Origin of the sequence: Methanosarcina sp. (genome assembly GCF_035390745.1) — an archaeon.
Classification (GTDB): domain Archaea; phylum Halobacteriota; class Methanosarcinia; order Methanosarcinales; family Methanosarcinaceae; genus Methanosarcina.
Genome location: NZ_DAOOUJ010000052.1, coordinates 1 through 22,511, shown reverse-complemented (window position 1 = coordinate 22,511; position 22,511 = coordinate 1). Strand labels below are relative to the sequence as shown.

Below are 22,511 nucleotides of genomic sequence, written 5' to 3'. Positions count from 1 at the left end.
AGGAATCAAAAATCAGGAATCAAAAATCAGGAATCAAAAATCAGGAATCAAAAATAGAACACAAAAAACAAAACTAAAAAGAGTACAGGCTGTTTCCAGCCTTTACTTTTTACTCTTCTCGTTTTCTTTTCTGATCTCTTCAACGGTTTCCATAAGTTTTTCTTTGATTTTCACGATGGCGTTGACAGCCTCACCTCCTGCATCAATAGGAGCTCTTTTTTCCAGGTCAGCCTTCATTAACTGCTCATCAAAAGGAATTTCCCCGAGTACCGGGATGCCAAGCTCTTCAAGCCTGTCATTTACCTTTCCGGCGCCTCCTTTGTTAATTACAGCAGCAATATGTTTTATCCCTATCTCGGAAGAGAGCTTTTTTATCCTCTCGGCTGTTTCAAGGGACCTTGCTCCCGGCTCTACCACAACAACCATCAGGTCCATCCCGCGTGTGGTACCCCTTCCCAGGTGTTCTATTCCGGCTTCCATGTCCAGGATAACAGCACTCTTTTCCTTGAGCATGAGGTGTCTGAGAAGAGCCCTGAGGAAAGCTGAAGCCGGGCACATGCATCCGCTCCCTCCTTTATCCACGGTGCCCATGACAAGCATCCGGACTCCATCGGGCCCTATTACCCCGTATTTGCCTGCAATGTCGTCGACTTTCGGGTTATAGATAAAAGCTCCGCCTTCAGCGCCTGCCCTTTCCTGGATAAGGTCTTTGAAATCAGCAAGGGGTTTTGGGGGATTTTCTATACCCAGAGAAGATGCAAGGTTCATGTCAGGGTCTGCATCTATTGCCAGAACTTCGTATCCATCCCTTGCAAGCAGTCTTGCCAGAGTGCCTGATAGAGTAGTCTTTCCAACGCCGCCTTTTCCGGTGATTGCTATTTTTATTTGAATTCCCCCTGAAACTGATTATAAATTATATAGAATATTTTTTTACCCGGATATAAACATCAAACTGTTTATACTTATTGATTTGATCTGGTTTTGCCTTTTGTGTTTTTTCCTTTTTATAAACCGAACCCGTTTTCAAGAGCAATATGCTTAAGGTATTTTTCGATATGATTTCCCTGCTTTTTGGAAAAACCCGATTCCCTGGCAAGCTCATCGAGTACTTTCTGAACCCCTGTACCGTACTGCATTGCTTTTTTCTCTTTCCAGAGAATTTTCGGCGGGAGAAGGTCATCAGCCGCTTTCCTTAGGATATATTTTCGTGTATATGAGCCGTCTTTTTTTACGACTTTAAGTTCAGGACTTATCGCAAGCCCGGTTTTTATTACTTCTTTGTCCAGAAAAGGCACCCTGAGTTCCACGGAATTGGCCATTGTAACCATATCATCTCTTTCAAGGTTGATTGTTGAGATGTTCTCTAGGTCTGAGTGAATCTCCTTATCAAGCACTTCGGGACCCTGCTCGAAAAACCCTTCGTGCCTGCTGTACCCTCCAAAGAGTTCGTCTGCCCCCTGCCCGGTGAGAAGGACTCTTTTTCCATCTTCTCTTGCAGTTTTTGCAACTATGTAAAGAGGAAGCCCTATTGAAACCTTCATCGGGTCCGTAGATTCGGCTGCGTAAATTACTCTGGGGACTGCGGCTTCTATCTCTTCAGGCGAAAGAAAATGGACTTTCAGGTTTCTTTTCATGTCTATGGCTTCGGCTGCATACTCTGCCTGGGCAATGTCATGGGAATCCGGAAGCCCGACCGCGTAAAGGGTAATATGGGGATCTATCTGCTTTGCAAGGGCTGCCAAAAAGGTGCTGTCAATCCCTCCAGAGAATGCGATTCCTGAAGAAGGGGTAAGCCTGAGTTTTACAGCATTTTCAAGAGCCGCCTTCAGGTAAATTACGGCTTCTTTTTCCGCGGAAATTCTCTTTTCAGGAGATTTTATTTTAAGGGACTTTTCCGCAATTTTTTGTGCTGTTTTCCCGGTTTCGGTATTGAAGCCAATAACCCCTCCCTGAGGGAAAGGTTTTGCTTCTCTGCCCCTCCCTGAGAGGGCTTTTTTTTCGGATGCAAAAGCTAACTCCGGCTTCTCCATATTTCCAGAACAGTAAAAGAGAGGCTTTACTCCGGACGGGTCCCTGGCAAGTACCAGTTCTGTTCCACAGGCATATGCAAGAGCATAATCTCCGTTTACTTTCGAAAGGGCGGAAAATACTGCGTTTATCGGGGTGATATCTTTCTTTACCCCGTTTTCGATAAGTGTAAAAAGCAGTTCGGTATCTGAATCGGTGTTAATCCCTATTTCAGATGCAAGTTCCCGGAAATTGTATATCTCTCCATTAAGTACGAGGGACCCTGTTCCTGTAAGAGGCTGGGGCATATCTCCTGTTATTTTTAGCAGGGTGTTTCCTATGCTCAGGTCTCCTTCAGTATGGATTCCACAGGCATCAGGCCCCCTGTGTCCCAGAGCTGCAAGCATTTTCTTTACTTCCTTGTCACTGTCAGGAGTTCCGAACATTCCTGCTATTCCGCACATGATTGCACCTTTTTTCTGTCCTTTCTGTCCGTATACACAACTCCATCCTGTATTTATTATTTTGCAATCTTCCGGCAACGCATCATAGAACTGAAAAAAGTCTCTTCCAGGCAGGGAAAACAGGTTCTGAAAAAGATACTGTCAGTGTAGAATGAAAAAGCGATTTAAAATACTGTTGTTTCTCAGTAATTGGTCTGATTAATAGTTGCTCTATCCGGCGGAGTCCAGGATCAATATTTTCTCTCCCTGTGCCGCGCGGGGCCGGAGCCTGCCTGTCAAAATGGATAAAAGAAGAAATAAACCGAAAAAACGCTTGAAAATGTGATGAAAATAAATAAAGAAGTGTATTTTGTTCCTGTTTTTCTTTTATTCTCTATTTCCTGTCTCCTCTTTTTATCCGGGAGTTTGCTCCCTGACTACTTCTACGGCGAACACAGGATCTCCCTGAAGTGCAGCAAAGGGATTCCTTGCGCTTTTTTCATCCCCTATCCAGACGGAGTGAGTGCAGTAAAGGCAGCAGCAGCGTGTGGTGTACAGGTCATTTTTAGGCATGTAATCCCTGCAGCAATTGCTGCCTCTCAGAACTCCATGTTTGCAGAGAACAAGCTGCCTGGTAAGGTGCAGATCCTATTCAAGGCTGTCCTGTTTATTGTCCCAACTATCCAGTTCATTGAAGTTCAGTATTTCACCCAATTTATAATTGGGCTTTTATACATTTAAAACTTTCCAAATATGTTCTATAATTATAATCATATCTTTTATAAATTCAAATGAGATTATGAAAAATTCAGGATAAAAAGAGGTTTAAAGGACAAAAGTAGGTTTTAATTTTAAAGGGCTTTAACTGTAATTTTGCTCTTTATGAAGGAAGTTTTTTATCTGTGTCCTCCAATATACGCAACGTTTTTAAGCATCTATAATTATTATGGTGCAGACCGGTAATTGATTACCTTTAAGTTTGCTGATCTTTCATCATATACCGCATTCGGGCTACCGAAAAGACGTTAATAATCCGATAAATTAAAGATTCTAATTTAAAGATTCAAAATTGAGGCTTACAAAGATGCAGTACCAGGCAACAGTAAGAATTGAACAGAAGGCAGGCATGCTTGACCCTGAAGGCACCACAGCTAGGAGGGCACTCGGACACCTTGGATATGCAGTCGAAAGCGTAAAGACTGCAAAACTGTATGAAATCGTGCTCGAAGCCGAATCTGCCGAGGTTGCAAAGCAGAAAGTTGATGAGATGTGTCAGAAACTTATCGCAAACCCAATCATCCACAACTACACTATTGAGCTTAAGGAATTCGACTGAGGCTCTCTGAGGAAATAAAGGATTGAAGAGTAAATCCAGAAAGCTAAATGCTTAAAAATTTGAAGGAAGATTGAGGGAAAAAGATGAAGATTGCCATTATTCAGTTCGGAGGCACAAACTGCGACATGGATGTCCTTCATGTTCTTAAAGACGTGGTTGGTGTGGATGCCGAAACTGTCTGGTACAAAGAGGAAAGCCTGACGGGCTTTGACGGAGTTGTTGTTCCAGGCGGCTTTTCTTATGGAGATTACCTCAGGGCAGGAGCAATTGCAGCCCGGACCCCTATTATGGATTCCGTGAAAAAAATAGCAGCCGAAGGAAAACCTGTTCTCGGGATCTGCAATGGTTTTCAGATCCTGACTGAAGCGAGGCTTCTCGAAGGGGCTCTTACAACAAATGAATATCCCAAGTTCAGATGCCACTGGACCAGCCTGAGAGTGGAAACAGCAAATACCCCATTTACCTCGAAGTTCAGGAAAGGCGAGGTTATAAGGCTGCCAATTGCCCATATGGAAGGCAAATTCTATGCTGAAGAACAGACTCTTGCAGAGCTTGATGAAAACGAGAGGGTTGTTTTCCGTTATGTTGACGAAAAAGGGAGGCCAACGGATAAAGCCAATCCCAACGGTTCTCTGGAAAACATCGCAGGAATAGTGAATGCTTCAAGAAATGTTCTTGGACTCATGCCTCACCCTGAAAGGGCTTCGGAGTCGATCCTCGGTTCTGATGACGGCCGGCGGGTTTTTGAATCCATGGCGGATTACATTACAGAAAACTTCTAATCCGCTTCACTCATTTTTAAGTTCTTTTATTTTTTAATTAAAAGATCCTTTCATTTTTAATAATAGTTTATTCTTTCTATTCTTTTATTTTATTCTGTTTATTTTACTTCAGTTTTTTTCTTTAATATTTAACTTTCCTCGACCAGTTTTACTGATTGTTGGATCTGGCTTTTCGAGCTTTTTAGATCCTTAAATCTTCTCATTCAACCGATTTTCCAGATATGAAAGGATTTGTTTGAAGAGAAGAGTAAACGAAAGTTCAGATTATTTTTCAGAATATATATTTCCAAATCTTTTTATTACTTTAGATTATATTCTTACGAGTCATAATAAAAACAGTATTTATTTTTTCGGTATGGAGAATTTAATCAATTAAAGGGAGTATTGGTTCATGAATGGGAAATTAATTCTGAATGCTTTAGCAGTCTTCCTCCTCATACTTGGAATAGTCACAACCACTGCAAGCGCTGCGGTTATTACTGTAGATTCCAATGGAGGAGAAAGCTACACTTCTATCCAGGAAGCTGTCAATAATGCACAGAATGGGGATACGATTCTTGTAAGTCCGGGTGTTTATAAAGAAAACATAAAAGTGGATAAAGAAATTTCAATTATCTCAAAATCTGGATCCGAAGACCAGATTAACCGCACATATGTACTGGGCGCGGTTTCGAATGACGACGTTTTTTCCGTTAATGCAAGCAACGTGACAATATCCGGGTTCTATATCTCAGGAGGCCCTTCCAGTGGAGGCTTGTCTGAAGTCGGGATTTATCTTTATGGGGCAGATAATTGCTCATTAGTCAACAATACTCTGGCGGTGAATGACGTCGGTATTGCTCTCAATAATTCTCAGCGCAACTACATTAATAATAACCTTGTAGGTCTCGGATCCAGTGGGATTATTCTTGTCGATTCAGAATACAACAATATGATTAATAATCTCCTGTGCGGGAATGGGATTGGGCTATACCTTAGTAAATCCTCCAACAACACTATCTATCAAAACGTATTTTTGAATTTCCTTGATGCTCTGGACGAAGGGACTAACATATGGAATAGCAGCTCGGCAGGCAATGTGTGGAGTAAATACACAGGACAAGATGCTAACGGAGATGGTATCGGAGATACTCCATTCGTCATCAATGAGACCACAGGAAGCACAGATTATATGCCTGTAGTAAATAAAGCCTCTTCATAAAATAACCCCGGGAACATGAGTGAACAATAACGTGAACGAGGCTGTTGTATCTAATGGGAAACCTTATGTCTATAAGGACGTTACAAAGTCTAAATGGGTATATACATACAGGTACCCCTGATCATTGAGTTAACCAAACATTGAGTTAACTGAAAGAAGATAAGAACAATTGCAGATAAGGAAGGAAATCCCAGAACGGCATTTCAGGAAGATCCTGGTAAGCCTTCATAAAGTTTTCAATTTCAGGATCTTTCGTGCATTCGGGACTTTCTTCTCCACGATTTTTGGATTCTTTGAGGCTTTTTCTCTTGTTTCTTCAGGTTCTGCCGGATCATGCCAGGTCCTGTAGGGAGCTTTTGCTATTTCATCACTCTGCCATTTTCCCCGAAGACCGTATACTACTTAGTTTTTTCAAATATTTTTGCCTCTCTGAAAGTTGTTATGTTTTACTGTTCCTGTTTTACAAGAATCAGGGGTTCTGGCTTCTTTGATCTTCAAAAAAATTTGTGATTATATTTACGTAAGACTATAATAATTTCTCTTCATATCAAGTAGCAAGAGTTATAACAAAAGTGTTAAATACCAGATGGTAGTATAGATGAGTGTCTCTACCCGACAGACACAAATTTTAATCGCCTCCTGAATCGTCGAAAGCACCTTAAACTCTTTTTTGCCCCCGCCTGAGAAAAACGGGCAGGGGTCAGGGGTGCTGAATAAGAATAGAAAGTTAAATTTTCTATTTTGTGGAGCGCAGTTACTAAAGATATCCAAAGAGTAAAAAGTATTTTATAACGGGACAGCATATTTTCTTATAATACTTACACGGTTAAGCATGATTCTGTCGCATAAAAAGCCAAAATATCTAAAATGTGAGGTTTTGAATATACTTTTATGCTGCTGATTTTTAGTTTTTTGTGTGTGAGTTGCATCAAATACTCTTGCTGGAGTTATTATCAAAAAATTACAGAACTGATATCGAAATAAACACAGCAATTATGTAAAATTTCTCGAAAAATATTCAGGAGTAAGATGTACATGTCAGATATAGAAATACTGGATGACTCTTTTGAGCCAGAGGCAGTGCATGACCATTTTATAAAACTAACAACATTATATCATCCTTCAGGTGAGGAGAACGAGGTTCGTGAATATATTATAGAGTGTGCCGAAAAAATAGACGGTGTAGAAGTAGTTTATTACGAGCCAGAAGCTGAAGATCCCGGAAAAAGAGTAATTGTCCTTCGCAGAAAGGGTTCAGGGGATTATGCCAGTGCTCCTTATGTCACCCTTCAGGCGCATACGGATATGGTGTGTACTCCCAGGAAGAAAATTTTCCCATTAAGTGTATTTGGCTATCTTGACAACGAAGGGGCTAAGTGGATAAAAGCTGGAGATACGGCAAGCATCACGGACCCAGAAAAAGGTACTACCCTGGGTGCAGATGACGGAATTGGTGTAGCCACCATACTGGCCATTCTGGAAGACGAAAACATCAAAGATTATCCGGTTGAGTGTTTTTTTACTGTTCAGGAAGAAACCGATATGGGCGGGGCTGCAAATTTTGACAAAAGTATCCTGATCGGCAGAAAGTACATAAATCTTGACGCTGAAGTTGCAAATACCATTATTTACGGAAGTGCAGGAGGACGCACAGTCAAGTACGAGGGAAATGTTACTTTATTACCTCTTACTGAAGACTTCATTACCCTGGAATTATCTATCTCAGGGCTTCGTGGGGGGCATTCAGGGGTTAACATCAACAATGGAAGGCTTAATGCTATAAAGGTTCTTACCGAAGCCCTCATCCGGCTCAATAAACGGCTCACAAAGCTTGATGTTACGGGGGAAGGCATCAAAAGTTATGACCTGCGTCTGATTTCAATAAATTCAGTAGAAGAGAATGAAATTGAAGAAATAAAAGAAGGCAAGAGAAAAATACCCACCATAAACAAAATTCCTACCTGGGTTAAAGCAAGAATAGCCGTTCAAAGAGCCGATAATTCTGATTTTAAAGCTGATTTTGACGCATATTGCGAGGCTTTAAAGGCACAGGCTCAGCCCGAGGAGGATAATTTCTGCTGGAAGGTTATAGAAGTAAGCTCTGTCCAGTCCCCTCTTGATGAAGCATCGACAGATGAACTTCTTTGTTTACTTCGGCAGATACCACACGGCGTCATCAACATGATTCCAGGCAGACCTGATATTGTGGAGATCTCAAGTAACCTGGCAGCTATTGAGCCGGCTGAACTAAATAACGGCAAGGTAGTGATTTTTGCCTTAAACCGCAGTTCCAACAGCGATTCAATGGAAGCCCTTATTCAGATCCAGGAAAATATAGGGAAATTCTACAGGTACAATGTATCTAACTGTGACCCCTATCCGGTCTGGCAGCCAAATGACGATTCTGAGTTACTTCAAAAAGCAGGTAATGTGTACAGGGCAATATACCCTGAAGGCTATGTAGAAACCGTAATCCATGCAGGCCTCGAATGCAGCTATATTGTGGAAAAATACGAAGGGAAGATAGACTGTATTTCTATAGGACCCACTATAGTAAACCCCCATACAGGAGGAGAACGCCTTAAGGCGGACACAGTAGGGAGATTCTATCAGGCAGTAAGCAGAATTATTCAGAGCCTTTTTTAAAATATAGGAGGATCTTCAATAAGAAGCCTGAGCACTGCATTCAGCAGCTTCTTATTTTTTTCAAATTTCGAGATTCTTAACAGGGACAACGGTTTCATGGGCATAAAAGGTTCTCAGGGTCTGTTTCAGATAATCAAAGCTCTTTAACAACCCTGAACCCCAGGCTGTTTAGCTTCTTATCCTGCGCCGCAAAAAGCCGTTCAGCAGACCTGCAGCAGCCTGCGTTTCCGTTCCAGCCTCCTCCCCTCCTTATCCTTACTGGCACAGATACACTGGGGAAAAGGCTTTCCCATGCTCTGCCGTCTGAAGGTGCCCCTTTGTAGCTGATGTGGTACTCGTCCTGCACCCATTCCCCCACGTTTCCGCAAATATCATAAAACCCCCAGGGGTTGGGCTTTTTCAGGCCAGCAGGATGAGTTTCAAGCCCGGAGTTCTCGAGAAACCAGGCATATTCTTTGAGTTTCGATTCGTCATCGCCGAAAAAGTAGCTGCCTGTGGTTCCTGCCCTTGCTGCATATTCCCATTCGGCTTCTGTGGGGAGCCGGTAGGCTGAGCTTTCTTCGCTAGTCTTTTCAAGGGTGTTAAGTTTCTGGATAAATACCTGAACATCTTCCCAGGAAACCGTTTCAACAGGGCGCTTTTCACCCCTGAAATATGAGGGATTATTTCCCATAACTTTACTCCACTGTTCCTGGGTAACCGGATACCTGCCAAGGTAAAAGGGTTTTTTAATGGTTACTCTGTGCACAGGGCTTTCCCAGAGCTTTCTTCGTTTTTCATTCGATGGAGAGCCCATTTCGAAATCTCCTGCAGGCACCAGAATAAATTCCATCCCTATTGAGTTTCTGACCAAAGTGACAGGATTGCTGGCGTGAACTGGATTTTCAATCATATTCTCTACCGAACTTTTAGGCCTGATCTCATTTAATATGCTGGGTGATTTCCTTTTTCCGGCTGAATTATTATTTTTTCCATAGATTCCAGTCTTTATGTTCATCTCTACTTATTCATTCCAGAATTTTCGATTTATATCTATTGTATGCTATAATCCGTCAGAGTATTTGCTAATTTAATGAAGTATTATATAAAAAGAGTTATTACGCTCAAAAATCAAAAGGTTTTTAGGGCATTATTCTAGAAGTAAAAAAGGAAACTGGATGTGAGCAGATGAGACAGTCACTTATCAATCTTATCTTCTTTTCTGAAAGGAGAAAAGAGCTTTTACTTCTTCTCAGAGAGGAGCCGAGAGATATTGATACAATCAAGGAACTTCTCAATGTGGATGCCGGTTCGATCCAGCCTCATATACAAAAAATGAAAGATGCTCAACTGTTGATTGAGGATAAGAAAGTCTACAGGTTGTCTGAAATTGGTAATATAATAGTTGAAAACCTGAAACCTTTCCTGAGTGCAATTGAGGTCTTTGAAGTCAACAATGATTACTGGAAGACGCGTGACCTTACTCAAATTCCTGATTTCCTTCTGGAGAGAATTGATGAACTTGGGCATTGCGAACTGCTTGAGCCTGATGTAGAACACATGCTTGAAACTCCAAAATCTTTCATGGACAATATCCTGAGTTCAAAAGAGGTTCTTACCTTAGTATCTTACTTCCATCCGGAATCTCCTTCCCTCTACGCAGATCTTGCAGAAAAAGGGACCCGAGTTACACTCTGTATGACCGAAAACGTTATAGTGCGCCTATTTTCCAGTTTTCCTGATGAAGCTGAAAGGCTGTCAAAAAATGAAAATTCGAAAATATTTGTCTGCCAGAAGCCTTCCTCTATCCCTTCAATTGTTGTAACTGACAGGTTCCTTTCGCTCAAACTCCCCGAAAATGACGGTAAATTGAGGGACCAGCTTCTGATATCCACCGAGGAAAGAGCCTTAAACTGGGGAAGAGAACTTTTCTGGCACTGCATGAAAGTAGCCGAACCAGTAGAAGCAAAAACATTTTTCCAGGTTATGGCTGGCCGTCAGTCTGTCTGCAGCAATCGTTCTATAAATACGGATTAAAGTGTTAATGCGCAATAGGGTATGCTGTGGATCAGGAGACGCAGGCTCAGGTAAGTAATTTTACTCCGGAGACGAGACAAACCAGTTCCTCATTTTTAGCTGTTAATGGATTCCGAGCCGCAAAGAGCTAAAGTATATCATCTGGATTTTCAACCCTCTGCTATCTATTTCGGGTTCGTCGGGCACATAAACAAACCCTTGTTTGCTACCCTGCTCCGCAGTGAGTGCAGCTGCAAGAGCATCAAGTATATCATCTTTTGCAAGGTCTTTTCTTCTGTATTTTGAAAGGGAGTATTCAATTATTTCATCTACAAACTTGCAGGCATTTGCATTTTTCAGGGCCTCTTTCCTTTCCAGAAAACCCTCAACTTTCTTTTTGGAGTATTTCATGGAAAAACCTGTAAAAGCCTGAAAACAGATTTCCGGACCCACCTCCCTGACCTTTTCCCTGTAACGTTTGTTTTTTGCCAGAAAACGGTCTACATCCCGGATTTTAGGGACTATGTTCCATGCCTGCTTTGAGATGCTCTTTCCTGTGAGCCTTTTATTGATCTCACATGCCTTTTTATAGGTTTCCGCATAAACCGCTTCCCTGCAGGGAACAGGGAAGATGCTGGATTTTCGGGATTTCAGAATTTCCCTTGCTCCTTTGTCCGAAAGCCGTTCTCCTGTTCCGCCGTTTTTTAAGCCAATGGGGATATCAATAAGGATGAGGGGCTCTGCTTGGCTGCACTTATTTTCAAGAAAATCAATCAGGAATGAGAATTCGGGAAAGAGGGCAACTTCCCATCTGAAGCCATTTTCGTTTTCTTCTTTCAGAAATACTGCAAACCAGCCTGCTCTGCAGCCGTCAACCCCTACAAAGACCTTTTTGCCCATACCTGTATCTGGGAGTATAAACCTAATAGAGTTTTTCCTGTAGAGATCCTGACTGGATCACAGCTGCGGGAAACCATTAATTAACAACAGGATATACGAATATGGGATTGATGGCTATTATACAGATCCGAAGAAACTGAAAATTGGAGATGGATTATGAAATTCTGGTTGCTTAAATCCGCAGGCACTTTAGAGGACGAAGAAAGAATTCTGGAGGACAACGTTGTTACTATTGGCTGGGCTGAGCTTCCGGATTTCTCCGGCAAAAATAAAGAGCAGGTAAAGAAACTCATACTTGAAAAATATCCGGGCATGAGAGAAGAGCTTTCCGAAACCTGGGCTGAGGAGATCTGCTCTTTCATTACGAAAATAGAAAAAGGAGACCTTGTGGCAGTTCCCTTCAAGACCAGAAACGAGATTCTGATCGGAAAGATTAGCGGGAATTATGAATACAGGCAGCTCAGCAACTTTATCAGCCATATCAGAAAAGTAAGGTGGCTTAAAACAATCTCCAAAGACGAATTTGAAGAAGAATATGATGTTGATCTCAATTCTCCTGAAACTCTTTCCCAGATAAAAACGGATCTTAAAAAGCTTTCTGCTCTTACTGGAACAAAAAACCTGGAAGCCCTTATCGGAGAACTTTCTTTTGCTATTGAAGACCTTGATCTGATGAAAGAGAGAATGCTTGAACTTGTGAACAGGCTGGCTGAAACCGATGAGATTCCTGAAGTACGAAAAATAGCAGAGGAAATGGAAAAGATATTGAAAGAAAAATAAAAAACGCACATGATATTCTTCGAATAACATGCCCAAAGAATGAAAGTGTTTTTTCCTTACCTTTTTTGATAATAGAGCTCCATCATTATTTTTGGACAGGGACGTTGTCTTTTCTTTGGTTCTGTGAAGCCGTCAAAAAACTAACCAATGAATTGCCATCAACGGAAGAATCACTAAGAGAGGATCAAAAGTAGCAAGGTGGATTCTGACTCAGATTGCTCAGGCTGCAGCAAGAAAGAAGAATAGCAGGTTAAAAGAGTTTTTAACAGGAAAAAGAAGTCGATTGGATATGCAAAGACGATTATTGCTCTGGCAAGGAAGATTGCAACGATAATATGGCATCTTATTAAAAAGGATGAGATGTACGAAGATGAAACAGGATATGAAAAAGGAGAAGTTCAAAAGAGGAAGATTGTGGAAACCGAGATATTCTCGGTTGATGAACGGATATCAATAATTAGCGGAATATTTGCAGTTATGGGGAAAGAGAAAAAAGAGAGTATGTGAGGAAGATATCCTCATCTACTTTCATGCCAAATAAATTTTTCCGTTTTTAAGGTTTCTTTTTAATACTTAATCGACTTCTGTAAGCTTTTCAAAAAATATTCGAAATCCTGGAAGTCAAAGCCCTATTTCAGTTACTTTCTGCCCTTTAGCGCTGGTAACAGTCACGGAGATATCTTTGAACTTTGGTACTCCTGTACCGCCTGTTTCGTCTGAGACCAGCATATTGGACCACGGGCTGTTCGGCATATACGCAATGCCTTTGTGGGAGGGCTCGTATCCGGACTCCTCTGCTTTAACCACAACCGTCCCGAAAGAGTTTTTCAGGATTACGGTTTCGCCTTTTTTCACGCCCAACTGATTGAGGTCGCCAGGGTCCATTTTTATCACTGCAGAGCGGTTCCTGTACTCTTCCCCGAAACGGTTTTCGATCATGGCTTTGTCCTGGAAAATATCCCTGTAGGTTACGACCCTTACCTTTATTTCAGGGGCTTTAAGAAATGATCCGAAATCCATCAGAGAGCCTCCATTATCTTTTTAAGAACTGCTTCATCCGAAGGGCGTTTTGTCTCAATAACAGGTTTGAATTCCACCTTCACCCCATCCATACGCGTGGCACTTCCTCCGGATTCCACTCCGCTGATTGCGGTGTTGATACACACTTTTGCTTTTCTGGAAGTAAGGGTTTCACATGGATCGATTACGATCGTTGGAATCTCTAGCAGATTCTTTGAAATAGACCTGGGGAGGCTTGAAAGCGGGTCAGAACCAATTACAAGTGCTGCATCAACTGCCTTTGCTTTAAGGGATTCAACGATTGAATATTCTGGCCCGTGCTTTACAGTCCCTTCTTCGAATTTTACGCTGTTTACGTACCCTGTTTCCTCAAAGAGGTTTTCGTTAAAGCCCCTCATGTTGTAATGTCCCACCATGGGCACAAGGTGGAAATTTGATTTTTCGTTAAGGGCGTTCATCAGCCGAATAAGGGGTTCCAGGTTTTCCAGAGAATAGATCAGGCCGAGCCCTACAAAAACTACGCCAAACTTTGCCCCTTTGAGGATATTTGCCAGCTCAAGAATTCTTTTAGGGGGGAAGTTGTAGGAGGTTTTCGGGAGTTTTCCGGCAAGCGCTGCCATCAGGGCATCAATGAACTCGGCATCCCCTGCCGGCGGTATCTGGAAGAAATAGTTACCGCAGATCTTTGCTGTATGTGATTTCCGGACGTCTATGCAAATTGCAGTTCTCTCTTCTTCCCAGCCCCGCTGCTTTTCAGTTCCTCTGGGGAAATAGGAGTGTTTAGAAAGGTGGCGCGGGTGAGAGTCTGAAGGGTCTGCCCCCCAGAAAATAGTAACATCGGCTTTATTCCTTACATCGTCAAGAGTACAGACCTTAAATTTGTTGTTAAGGAGAGCTTCAATCACCTTCCCAAGGCAAAACGAAGAAGTATCATCAAGAGTTGCACTTGTTTTCCTTGCAAGTTCGATTGCAAGTTTCTGGGTCTCACTGGTAGAAGTCCCAAGCCCGAAAATCAGAGGATTTTTTGCATTCTTAAGGATAGATGCAGCCTCTTTGATTGCAGTTGCTTCATCTACGGGTTTGTTGTCGACCATAAAAGCTGCGCTTTCCTTTCCGTCTTTCATGTGGGCTACGCCTACCCTGCAGGCGGTGTAGACTTTATTTACTTTGTTTTTTTCAGACTCGACTTCAATATCGTCACAGAGCATTCCGCAGCCTGTGCATACGTAATAATTTTTCTCAGCCATCCTCTCGCCTCACACAAACTCGATTGCCTCGACAGGGCAGGTCACTATACAGCCGTTGCAGAGGATCTTATTCTTCCCGAATCTGCGGCACTCTCCCAGGTTCTGGGCTTTGACAATTCCATCTTCTACTGTCAGGACCAGCTTACCAACATTTCTGGGGGCATTTCCCGAGCCCACCCCATAGGGGTCGTTCGCTACATTGGGAGGGCAGGCAACGACACAGTTTCCGCAACCAAAGCAGAGGTCTTCGTGCACTATAAGCCCTGTTTCGGTTGCTCCTTCCGACGGCTTGAAGAGGCCTCTGATTTTTTCGTAGTTTTCTTTATATTTTGCTTCCTCTTTCAGTGGGGGGCAGTCCTCAGGTGTCAGCTCGCGGGCCATAAGGGCAACTGCAAACGCCATACAGGAGGCTTTCCCACATTTTTTGCAGTTAGTCTTAGGGAGCATCTGATAGAGTTCCATTGCATTTGTCATTCCAGGTCACCCCTGAGTCAAATTTATCATTGAGCTAATTAAAGAAAGGGCAGGTTAATGCCTGTAAGGTCAGTGATGTCTGTACAGGCTGATTAATATCTATCAGTCATCTATACAGTCATAAGGTTAACCGAAAATTTCCTGATGGAAAATATCCGGTTTAAAGGAAACGCTGTTTAAGATTATTAAGTGTTTAAGGTAACTGAAACAATGTTAATAGATACAGATAAAGAAATGAATGTAATCCACCTTAAACTATTGCTTTTTAATTCTCAATGTTAATTTCAATTTACAGTGTTTACAGCCTCCCGAAACCTGGCTCGCATTCACAGTAAGGTTTTGACCTTCTGCAGACTGAAAAACAATACTCTGGCGTCAGCGAAAAGATAGAGCTGCTTGAAGAGGGCAAAAATATTTATCTATTGCCCTCTCCTGCCTTCACCAATTTGGTTTTAAACTTGCTTTCAGGGCAGAACAGGTCGGATCAGGAAGGTCTAAAGAAGAGTTCACAGTGACAGTTTCCGTCTTTTTCAATTTCATCCTTGTGATAGATGCAGGGACAGATTATCTTTTTATCCTCTTTCTCGTCCCCTGTTACTATTCTGCAAGGACAGTATCGCCTTCCGAACTTTTCTACTCTTGAAGCAAGCCCGTCAAGGACATAGTCCAGAGCTTCTTTGTCCGGATTAAGCCTGTATCCTGCCTTGTTTGCGTATTTTTCTGTCCATTCATACATCTTATTTTTTAATTCATTATGTTCACTCATGTGGATTTCCCTCCTGTTTTTATAAGAGTGATGATGGTTATTCGTGAGATGGCGTACGCGGAAATGTAATTACCAGGCAGGAGAATTTTATCCTTTTTATTGCTTCAGATGTTTTTAACTCTTTAAACACCTTAAGAACTATTTTAACTCATGCCCCAGGAACTCCCGCATACATGAGAGCTAATGAGAGGTTAATATTAGAGATTGGACACTGATTGATCGATTACGAGTTAAGTTCTCAAACTATAAAATCAATTGGTGATCTGATATAATAACTGTTAAGCTCTGCTCCCCGTTCCTGTTGAGATCACAGGATAGATATTCTAATTTATGAATAATCCGTTTATCTCATGTTATTGAGAGAAATATAAGATCAGAGGTTTAATATTATTTTCTTGAACATGAATGTCAGGTGATGAGCTCCATCCTCTGTCAAATTTTATAGGAACTAAATCCAGATGTGATTAACCTGAATCTGGTTAGTCTTTGTTTAACAGGAATCATAAAGTTGAAATAGATATGATTTATAATAGTAGAGATATAAATAATACATATTATATATAATTAATGTGCTAATTATGTCTGAAATTATCCGGAAAACCCTGGGAAAAATTACTAAAAAACTGTTGCTTCTTAATTCTCTTTGTAAGGCATCGGACAGGGGTTTCGAAAACTTCTACAAATAAAGTTTTTGTTTTTGTACAAAACGGCTACGTATTTATCCTGTTTGAGAGAAAATTTATATTGAGATTTATAAACACAAATCCACAGTTTCTGAAAAGCCAGGTGAAAAGCTTTTCCGGTCGTATAACAATTCTCTGGACCAGAGAGATATGTAATACGTTGCTTTTTCTGCAAAAGGGTGCAGAAGATCATTAATTCATCATAAATTGGTACTATTTTCAAATATAATTGAGGATTTTGAAAGTTTAACCTATAGACAAGGAGTAAACAAGCATGCGAATCGGAGTCTACATTTGCCATTGCGGACTGAATATTGCGGGAGTAATTGATGTTTCAGCCCTTGAAGAAATGGCAGGTGAACTGGAAGATGTGGTGCTTGCCCGGGAAGTACAGTTTCTATGTTCCGATTCCGGACAGGAAGGCATCATTAAGGACATAAAAGATAATAAAATTGACAGGGTCGTGGTAGCTGCCTGTTCCCCCCGGCTGCACGAAAAAACCTTCAGGCATGTCATGGAAAAAGCCGACCTCAACCCTTACCTCATGGAAATGGTAAACATAAGGGAGCAGTGTTCCTGGGTGCATGCGGATGACCCCCAGATGGCGACCCAGAAGGCTTTTGACCTTATAAGGATGGGAGTTGCAAAAGCCCGTTTCCTCAGAGAATTAAGTGCGACAAGCTCAAAAGCCAGCAGAAATGTTCTTATCATAGGCGGGGGAGTTGCAGGAATCGAAGCCGCATTAAACCTCGCAGAAGCCGGCTTTCCCGTAACCATGGTAGAAAGGGAATCTACAATAGGGGGCAAAATGGCCCTTATGAACGAGGTATTCCCGACAAACGACTGTTCTATCTGCGTGCTTGCCCCCAAAATGACGGAGGTCCAGAACCATCCGAACATTACTCTTTACACATATTCCGAAGTCACCGATATCTCAGGGTCTGTCGGAAAATTCCACGTCAAAGTCAAACGCAAACTCAGGTTCGTTCTTGAAGACAAATGCAAGGGCTGCGTTGACCTCTGCGCCGGGGTCTGCCCTGTAGAAATCGAAAATCCCATGAATTACGGGATTGGAAAGACCCGTGCAATCTACATGCCAATTCCCCAGTCTGTCCCGCAGGTCGTGCTCATAGACCCTGACCACTGTGTGGGCTGCGGGCTCTGCCAGCAGGCATGCCCTGCAGAGGCTGTTGACTACGAACAGAAACCTGAAGAAATAGAGTTCGAAGCAGGAGCCGTAATCGTTTCAACAGGTTACCAGCTCTTTGACGCTTCCAGGAAAAAGGAGTATGGGTTTGGAAAGTATCCTGATGTCATAACGAATATGCAGCTTGAAAGGATGCTGAACTCTGCAGGACCCACAGGCGGGAGAGTCCTTGTGCCTTCTACAGGCAAGCCCCCAAAGAGTGTTGCATTTATCCAGTGTGTAGGGTCAAGGGACAAAACCGTAGGCAACGAGCACTGTTCAAGAGTCTGCTGTATGGCAGCCCTTAAAAATTCCCAGATGATCAAGGAACGCTATCCTGATACTGATATTACAATTCATTACATAGATATCCGGGCTGCCGGAGAGATGTACGAAGAATATTATGCAAGGACACAGGGAATGGGTGTTGACTTTATCCGCGGAAAGGTTGCCGAAATTTATGCAGGTGAAGACGGAAGGCCGGTTGTCCGTTACGAAAATACCCTTGAGTCCAGAGTTGAAGAAGAAGCTCATGACCTTGTCGTGCTTTCCACTGGCTACGAACCAAGCAAAGCCGCAGAAGGAATTGGCAGGATGCTTAATCTTGCCAGGCGTCCTGACCGCTTTTTTGCAAGCGCACACCCGAAAATGCGTCCTGTTGATGCTCCGGTAAGCGGGGTCTTCCTCGCAGGCTGTGCCTCGGGGCCCAAAGAAATCCAGGTCTCCATAGCTCAGGGCAGCGCCTGTGCCTCCAAAGTTATGCAGCTCCTCGGGACCGGAGAGCTTGAAGCCGATCCCATGGGGGCTCATGTTGACCCTGAAAAATGCATAGGCTGCAGGACATGTGTGGAAGTCTGCAAGTTCGGAAAGATAAAAATTGAAAATAAAAAGGCTGTCGTGGACGAAGTTTCATGTTACGGCTGCGGGGACTGCAGTGCCGCATGCCCTGTCGGTGCAATCCAGATGCGGAACTTTGAAAATGAGCAGATCCTTGCACAGGTCAGAGCTGCAACAGCTCACAAGTCCCAGAGCCCCTTTATTGTGGCTTTCCTCTGCAACTGGTGCAGTTATGCCTGCGCAGACCTTACAGGGATGTCAAGGATCCATTACCCGACAAATATCAGGGTAGTTCGCACCATGTGTTCTGCAAGAGTAAACCCGGAATTCGTGCTTGAAGCACTTAAAGGAGGGGCTGATGGAGTGCTCGTTGCAGGCTGCAGGATGGACGAGTGCCATTATATCCACGGAAACTTTGATGCGAAAAAGCGCATGGACGTCTTAAAAGAAGTCCTAAAGGAAATAGGGCTTGATCCGAAAAGGCTCAGGACCCTCTGGATCTCGGCTGCCGAGGGAGAACGCTTCTCAAATACAATCACCGAGTTTGTAAAGGAACTCGAAGAAATAGGGCCTATAGGGAGTGAGTTCAGGAAGGAATGTACCACAGGAACAGGAGTCGAGGAGGCGGCACAGTGAGCGAAAAACTTCCAGAATATCCGGGCGAATCTCCCGAAAAATGCCCGGATCAGGAAACTCATATATGCAGCGGGTGCTGCGGAGCCGGAGGAAATGAAGAACCTGAACCCGAAGCCTCTGAACCTGAATCTGAGGATTTCGAACTGGAAGAGCCGGAAGCTGCAGTTTCCGAAAGCAGCGAGGGCGAGGAACAGGAAAAGATCACGGTTACAACCAGCATGGACATTCAGGGAACACATTTCCTCTACACACAGGCAACCGAGAAATCCCTCAAAACTCTCGATTATGATTACAAGCGCTGCAACGGCTGCGGGATATGTGCGGAAATCTGCCCCACAAAAGCCCTTGAAATGGGGCCTTTACATGAGATTGCGACAGGTCTTGATGCCCCTGCTGTAATGATGGACCTTGAGAAATGCACTTTCTGCAGGATGTGTTCAAACCTCTGTCCTGTGCATGCAATTTCTTTTGAAGCCGTTGGAGAGGTTCCTGATGAAAAACAGTATCCAAAGTACGATGCTTATGTAAATATTAACGAAAAATGCCTGCCCTGCGCCCTCTGTGAAGGAGCCTGTCCTCAGGATGCAATAGAGGTCGAATTCACTTTCCCGAAAAAAGAAGAGATAGCTCCCTTTAAAGAAGGTGCGGAAGGTGAAATTGAAATTGACACTGAAAAATGCAACTTCTGCGGGATCTGTGCTAAATTCTGTGATGCGATTCTCCTGCTTGAACGTGAACCCACACCTGAAAACCCGGTGCCTTTTGAGCAGATACTTGTTGATACGGACAAATGTGACTACTGTGTACTCTGCCAGGACATCTGCCCGGAAGAAGCAATTAAGGTCAAAGGGGAACGCCCCTGCGAAGCCCCAAAGGTGGAAGGAAAAGTAAAGGTTGATAACCTGAAATGCACCCAGTGTGCCCGCTGCAAGGCTGTCTGCCCCTATGAGGCGGTTGACCTGCAGAAGCCCATGGAAGGGAAACTGAGCCTTATTGAGCTTAACCTTAAAGAATGCGACCCTCAGGGATGCCGCGGCTGTTTTAATGTCTGCCCCTCAGAACTCTGGTATGTGCCGACAGACCCTGAAGACCCGCGAAAGATAGCTTTTGCCGAAGACTTCTGCATGTACTGCGGAGCCTGCGTGAAAGCCTGCCACCTTGCAGCCATAAAAGTAGAAAGAACTGACGTCCACCACACCGACATTCCGGATACCCCCTGGGCTACCCAGTGGAAGGATGCAATCGAGTCCCTGAAAACCGGGGTCAGGAAAGGGGTTGACCGTGCAGTTTTCAGGGAGACGGAAACCCTGAAAGCTCAGAAGTTTATGGGAATAGAGCCTCCGTGTATGGATGAAGAGGCACTTGCAGCTGTGCAGGCAAAAATAGATTCACTTATGCCTGCTCTTAAGAGCGCAAAGGTCAGGAAGCTCTGGGAAACCGATTCTCCGGAAAATGCTGTTGCGGCGGTTAAAAAGAAAATTGAAGGCTGAAAATAGAGGAAAAATCTGGAGCAGTATAAGGTTCAATACATATCAGACAGTATCAAGAGCCCGAATATATTCTACCGGGAAGAGAAATTACTTTCTTTCCCGGGAGCCTTTTTTATTTTCTGCAATTTGACAGGAGCCTGTAAACTTAGCTGACAACCTGACTGATAACACTGTCAAAACAACTGCACTTCGCTTTTGTTGAGAAGGTTTGAGAAATTGAAGTCAAAAACGGGTTAAAAACTGCAGGATTTGTACAACAAAGTATTTTATAGGCATACATAAATTAAATAGAAAGTCTGAAAGTAAGAATTTTCTGGCAATCAGGAGGCTTTAAAATAAAAGTAAGCAAGAAAGCACTCAGTCTCCTTTTATCAGGTGTTATCCTCATGCTGATACTGCCTGCTGTCTGCTCCGCACATTTGCTGATAACTGAGAAAAAAGTTTACTTTTATAATGACACGCTTGAAGGCGAAAGTGAGAACTGGAAAGCAAGATATCTTTTAAATGAAACACATATTTTCATGACTGCAGACCGCAAAACCCATTATTACGGGAGGGAAGAGAGCAGGCTTATTATAACTTACAAATGTAACACATCTGGATGTTCCTCCGAGAAACAGTTTAACTACTCTTATAATGCAGGTTCAATAGGCGGATATGGAAATGTTACTTTAGACTGCAAGGACTGTAACTGGGTGGTAAAATCTCGTTCTGAAGGAGGCTCGTTAGAAGAGCAGAAAGCCGTGTTCAAACATACTATAAATTCCATCTGCTCTCCGTACAGGACAGTTCATATCCACCGCCGTGGAGGGCCCGGACTTTGGGAAGACGGTACGGTAAAAGTTACGCTGGAAATTGATGGAAAAAAAGAAAGTCTGGTGTTGAAAAGTACTGTATAATCTTTATTATCTGAAACACAAAAACAGAAATGGAACCGAACAAAATTACGTATCTGCAGGAGAATTCTTTGCATTTAAACTTTCTACGCACTTCGAGGCGAATTTTTTAAATTCTTCAGCCCCTACAACAGGGAAAACTTCAACATGGCACAGATCGGTGAATGAGAAATTGAAAGCCACATAATCTTTAATGGATTCCACTTCATAGACGGTGATTATGCGCCCTCCTCCGGCGTCAAACCACTGGCTAACGACTTTCAGCCCATCAGGAAAACCTTTACTTTCGACCTGATCCCATCGTTTAAATATCTTTGCACTGTTTTCAAGCTCAAATGTTGTTATATCCAACAAAAGCATGTTTTTCATTCCATATCTAAGATAGGATTTATATATTTAATCTGTATTGGATATCATATATAGACATATCGATTTTGTATTTAGGACTAATTTTTTTAAAAAGTAATACCAATATCTAAATAATTTTCATGTTTTATTCCTAAAGCGGCTGAATCGGAATCTGCTTAAGGAAAAAGGGAGCTCAAGAATGTTCAGATTATTACAGGAACCGTCATGTTGAAAAATCAGGAATATATCTGGACAACCAAAAGTCAAATAATGAGATAAAATAATGTAAGTTAAACCTGTATGCTTAAAAGTGAGCTTTATGATAACGGACCCCAATCTTACATTGTTTCATATCATAAATGATATGGCTGGAAAAAATTCTGCTCTCGATACAGCGATGATATTTGCAGCAAATTATCTCATTTATGTTTTTTGTATCTACCTTGCATATACATGGCTTGCAAAAAATGAATATCGGCAGGAAGTGCTGTTTTCCGGATATGCAGCCCTTCTAGGCCTTGGAACAAATTTCATTATTAATCTCTTTTACTTTCACCCGAGACCTTTCATGATTCCCACAGGCACACTTCTTATAGCACATGCCGCCGAATCTTCTTTTCCATCTGACCATGCTACCATAATGTTTGCTGTATCTCTTATGCTTCTGACGTTCAGAGATCTGAGGCAGAGCGGTGCGGTATTTTTGGTTCTTGCATTCGTCAGCGGACTTGCGAGAGTCTATTCCGGGCTGCATTTCCCTATGGACATGGCCGGTTCCCTGCTTGTTGCATCACTTTCGGTAGGGATATTACTTGCCCTGAAAGATTATCTGATTCCG

The 22,511-nt window shown here is 42.7% G+C and carries 20 protein-coding genes and 1 pseudogene; 11 read left to right on the top strand and 10 right to left on the bottom strand.

What is annotated here, in order from left to right:
* Positions 1 to 102: 102 nt before the first annotated feature.
* The 3 genes from PLL47_RS11385 to PLL47_RS11375 form a co-directional block, all read right to left on the bottom strand.
* Positions 103 to 891, bottom strand: coding sequence for an ATP-binding protein (locus PLL47_RS11385; protein ID WP_324446321.1), 789 nt, complete (start codon positions 889 to 891; stop codon positions 103 to 105).
* A 113-nt stretch (positions 892 to 1,004) separates the two neighbouring features.
* On the bottom strand, positions 1,005 to 2,471 hold the full coding sequence (locus PLL47_RS11380) for an asparagine synthase-related protein (protein ID WP_324446320.1): 1,467 nt from the start codon (positions 2,469 to 2,471) through the stop codon (positions 1,005 to 1,007).
* Between the two features lie 393 nt (positions 2,472 to 2,864).
* Positions 2,865 to 3,023: a hypothetical protein gene (locus PLL47_RS11375; RefSeq protein ID WP_324446319.1), complete on the bottom strand. Its 159-nt coding sequence runs from the start codon at positions 3,021 to 3,023 to the stop codon at positions 2,865 to 2,867.
* 511 nt (positions 3,024 to 3,534) lie between these two features.
* Between PLL47_RS11375 and purS the strand changes: the two genes are divergently transcribed.
* The 4 genes from purS to PLL47_RS11355 all read left to right on the top strand — a co-directional run bounded on the left by purS (position 3,535) and on the right by PLL47_RS11355 (position 8,415).
* Positions 3,535 to 3,786, top strand: a complete 252-nt coding sequence (gene purS / locus PLL47_RS11370; RefSeq protein WP_324446318.1) for a phosphoribosylformylglycinamidine synthase subunit PurS — start codon at positions 3,535 to 3,537, stop codon at positions 3,784 to 3,786.
* Positions 3,787 to 3,869: 83 nt separating this feature from the next.
* Complete coding sequence (gene purQ, locus PLL47_RS11365; protein WP_324446317.1) at positions 3,870 to 4,568, top strand: phosphoribosylformylglycinamidine synthase subunit PurQ; 699 nt, start codon at positions 3,870 to 3,872, stop codon at positions 4,566 to 4,568.
* A gap of 391 nt (positions 4,569 to 4,959) precedes the next feature.
* Entirely contained in the window at positions 4,960 to 5,769 is an 810-nt protein-coding gene (locus tag PLL47_RS11360; RefSeq protein ID WP_324446316.1) for a right-handed parallel beta-helix repeat-containing protein, read from the top strand.
* Between the two features lie 1,035 nt (positions 5,770 to 6,804).
* Positions 6,805 to 8,415 carry a peptidase dimerization domain-containing protein gene (locus PLL47_RS11355; RefSeq protein ID WP_324446315.1) on the top strand — a complete coding sequence of 537 codons (1,611 nt, stop codon included), beginning with the start codon at positions 6,805 to 6,807 and terminating at the stop codon, positions 8,413 to 8,415.
* A 133-nt stretch (positions 8,416 to 8,548) separates the two neighbouring features.
* Here PLL47_RS11355 and PLL47_RS11350 read toward each other — a convergent pair whose 3' ends face one another.
* Positions 8,549 to 9,412: a formylglycine-generating enzyme family protein gene (locus PLL47_RS11350; RefSeq protein ID WP_324446314.1), complete on the bottom strand. Its 864-nt coding sequence runs from the start codon at positions 9,410 to 9,412 to the stop codon at positions 8,549 to 8,551.
* A 170-nt stretch (positions 9,413 to 9,582) separates the two neighbouring features.
* On the opposite strand from PLL47_RS11350, the gene PLL47_RS11345 reads away from it, so the two are divergent.
* Positions 9,583 to 10,431, top strand: coding sequence for a helix-turn-helix transcriptional regulator (locus PLL47_RS11345; protein ID WP_324446313.1), 849 nt, complete (start codon positions 9,583 to 9,585; stop codon positions 10,429 to 10,431).
* Positions 10,432 to 10,533: 102 nt separating this feature from the next.
* Here PLL47_RS11345 and PLL47_RS11340 read toward each other — a convergent pair whose 3' ends face one another.
* On the bottom strand, positions 10,534 to 11,310 hold the full coding sequence (locus tag PLL47_RS11340; protein ID WP_324446312.1) for a DUF429 domain-containing protein: 777 nt from the start codon (positions 11,308 to 11,310) through the stop codon (positions 10,534 to 10,536).
* 156 nt (positions 11,311 to 11,466) lie between these two features.
* Between PLL47_RS11340 and PLL47_RS11335 the strand changes: the two genes are divergently transcribed.
* Positions 11,467 to 12,090 (top strand): restriction endonuclease, encoded by a 624-nt coding sequence (locus PLL47_RS11335; protein WP_324446311.1) that lies wholly within the window; start codon positions 11,467 to 11,469, stop codon positions 12,088 to 12,090.
* Between the two features lie 160 nt (positions 12,091 to 12,250).
* A pseudogene (locus PLL47_RS11330) lies at positions 12,251 to 12,597 on the top strand (transposase); the annotation flags it as partial.
* Between the two features lie 114 nt (positions 12,598 to 12,711).
* Here PLL47_RS11330 and PLL47_RS11325 read toward each other — a convergent pair.
* The 4 genes from PLL47_RS11325 to PLL47_RS11310 form a co-directional block, all read right to left on the bottom strand.
* The gene (locus tag PLL47_RS11325) at positions 12,712 to 13,110 is read right to left on the bottom strand and encodes a molybdopterin dinucleotide binding domain-containing protein (protein WP_324446310.1); all 399 of its coding nucleotides are present in this window, start codon (positions 13,108 to 13,110) and stop codon (positions 12,712 to 12,714) included.
* Positions 13,110 to 14,357, bottom strand: a complete 1,248-nt coding sequence (locus PLL47_RS11320) for a formylmethanofuran dehydrogenase subunit B (RefSeq protein ID WP_324446309.1) — start codon at positions 14,355 to 14,357, stop codon at positions 13,110 to 13,112. The genes PLL47_RS11325 and PLL47_RS11320 overlap by 1 nt, the downstream gene beginning before the upstream one ends.
* A gap of 9 nt (positions 14,358 to 14,366) precedes the next feature.
* Entirely contained in the window at positions 14,367 to 14,831 is a 465-nt protein-coding gene (locus tag PLL47_RS11315) for a (Fe-S)-binding protein (protein ID WP_324446308.1), read from the bottom strand.
* Positions 14,832 to 15,315: 484 nt separating this feature from the next.
* Complete coding sequence (locus tag PLL47_RS11310; protein WP_324446307.1) at positions 15,316 to 15,597, bottom strand: ferredoxin-thioredoxin reductase catalytic domain-containing protein; 282 nt, start codon at positions 15,595 to 15,597, stop codon at positions 15,316 to 15,318.
* A gap of 957 nt (positions 15,598 to 16,554) precedes the next feature.
* Between PLL47_RS11310 and hdrA2 the strand changes: the two genes are divergently transcribed.
* From hdrA2 to PLL47_RS11295, 3 genes are all read left to right on the top strand, one after another.
* A complete protein-coding gene (hdrA2, locus tag PLL47_RS11305; RefSeq protein WP_324446306.1) occupies positions 16,555 to 18,939 on the top strand; it encodes a CoB-CoM heterodisulfide reductase HdrA2 in 2,385 nt (794 codons plus the stop codon).
* Entirely contained in the window at positions 18,936 to 20,429 is a 1,494-nt protein-coding gene (locus tag PLL47_RS11300; protein WP_324446305.1) for a 4Fe-4S binding protein, read from the top strand. The genes hdrA2 and PLL47_RS11300 overlap by 4 nt, the downstream gene beginning before the upstream one ends.
* A gap of 386 nt (positions 20,430 to 20,815) precedes the next feature.
* Complete coding sequence (locus PLL47_RS11295; RefSeq protein ID WP_324446304.1) at positions 20,816 to 21,328, top strand: hypothetical protein; 513 nt, start codon at positions 20,816 to 20,818, stop codon at positions 21,326 to 21,328.
* A gap of 45 nt (positions 21,329 to 21,373) precedes the next feature.
* On the opposite strand, the gene PLL47_RS11290 is transcribed toward PLL47_RS11295, so the two are convergent.
* Positions 21,374 to 21,694: a DUF3303 domain-containing protein gene (locus tag PLL47_RS11290; protein ID WP_324446303.1), complete on the bottom strand. Its 321-nt coding sequence runs from the start codon at positions 21,692 to 21,694 to the stop codon at positions 21,374 to 21,376.
* Positions 21,695 to 22,037: 343 nt separating this feature from the next.
* Between PLL47_RS11290 and PLL47_RS11285 the strand changes: the two genes are divergently transcribed.
* On the top strand, positions 22,038 to 22,511 hold a 474-nt coding region (locus tag PLL47_RS11285), incomplete at its 3' end, for an undecaprenyl-diphosphatase (protein WP_324446302.1).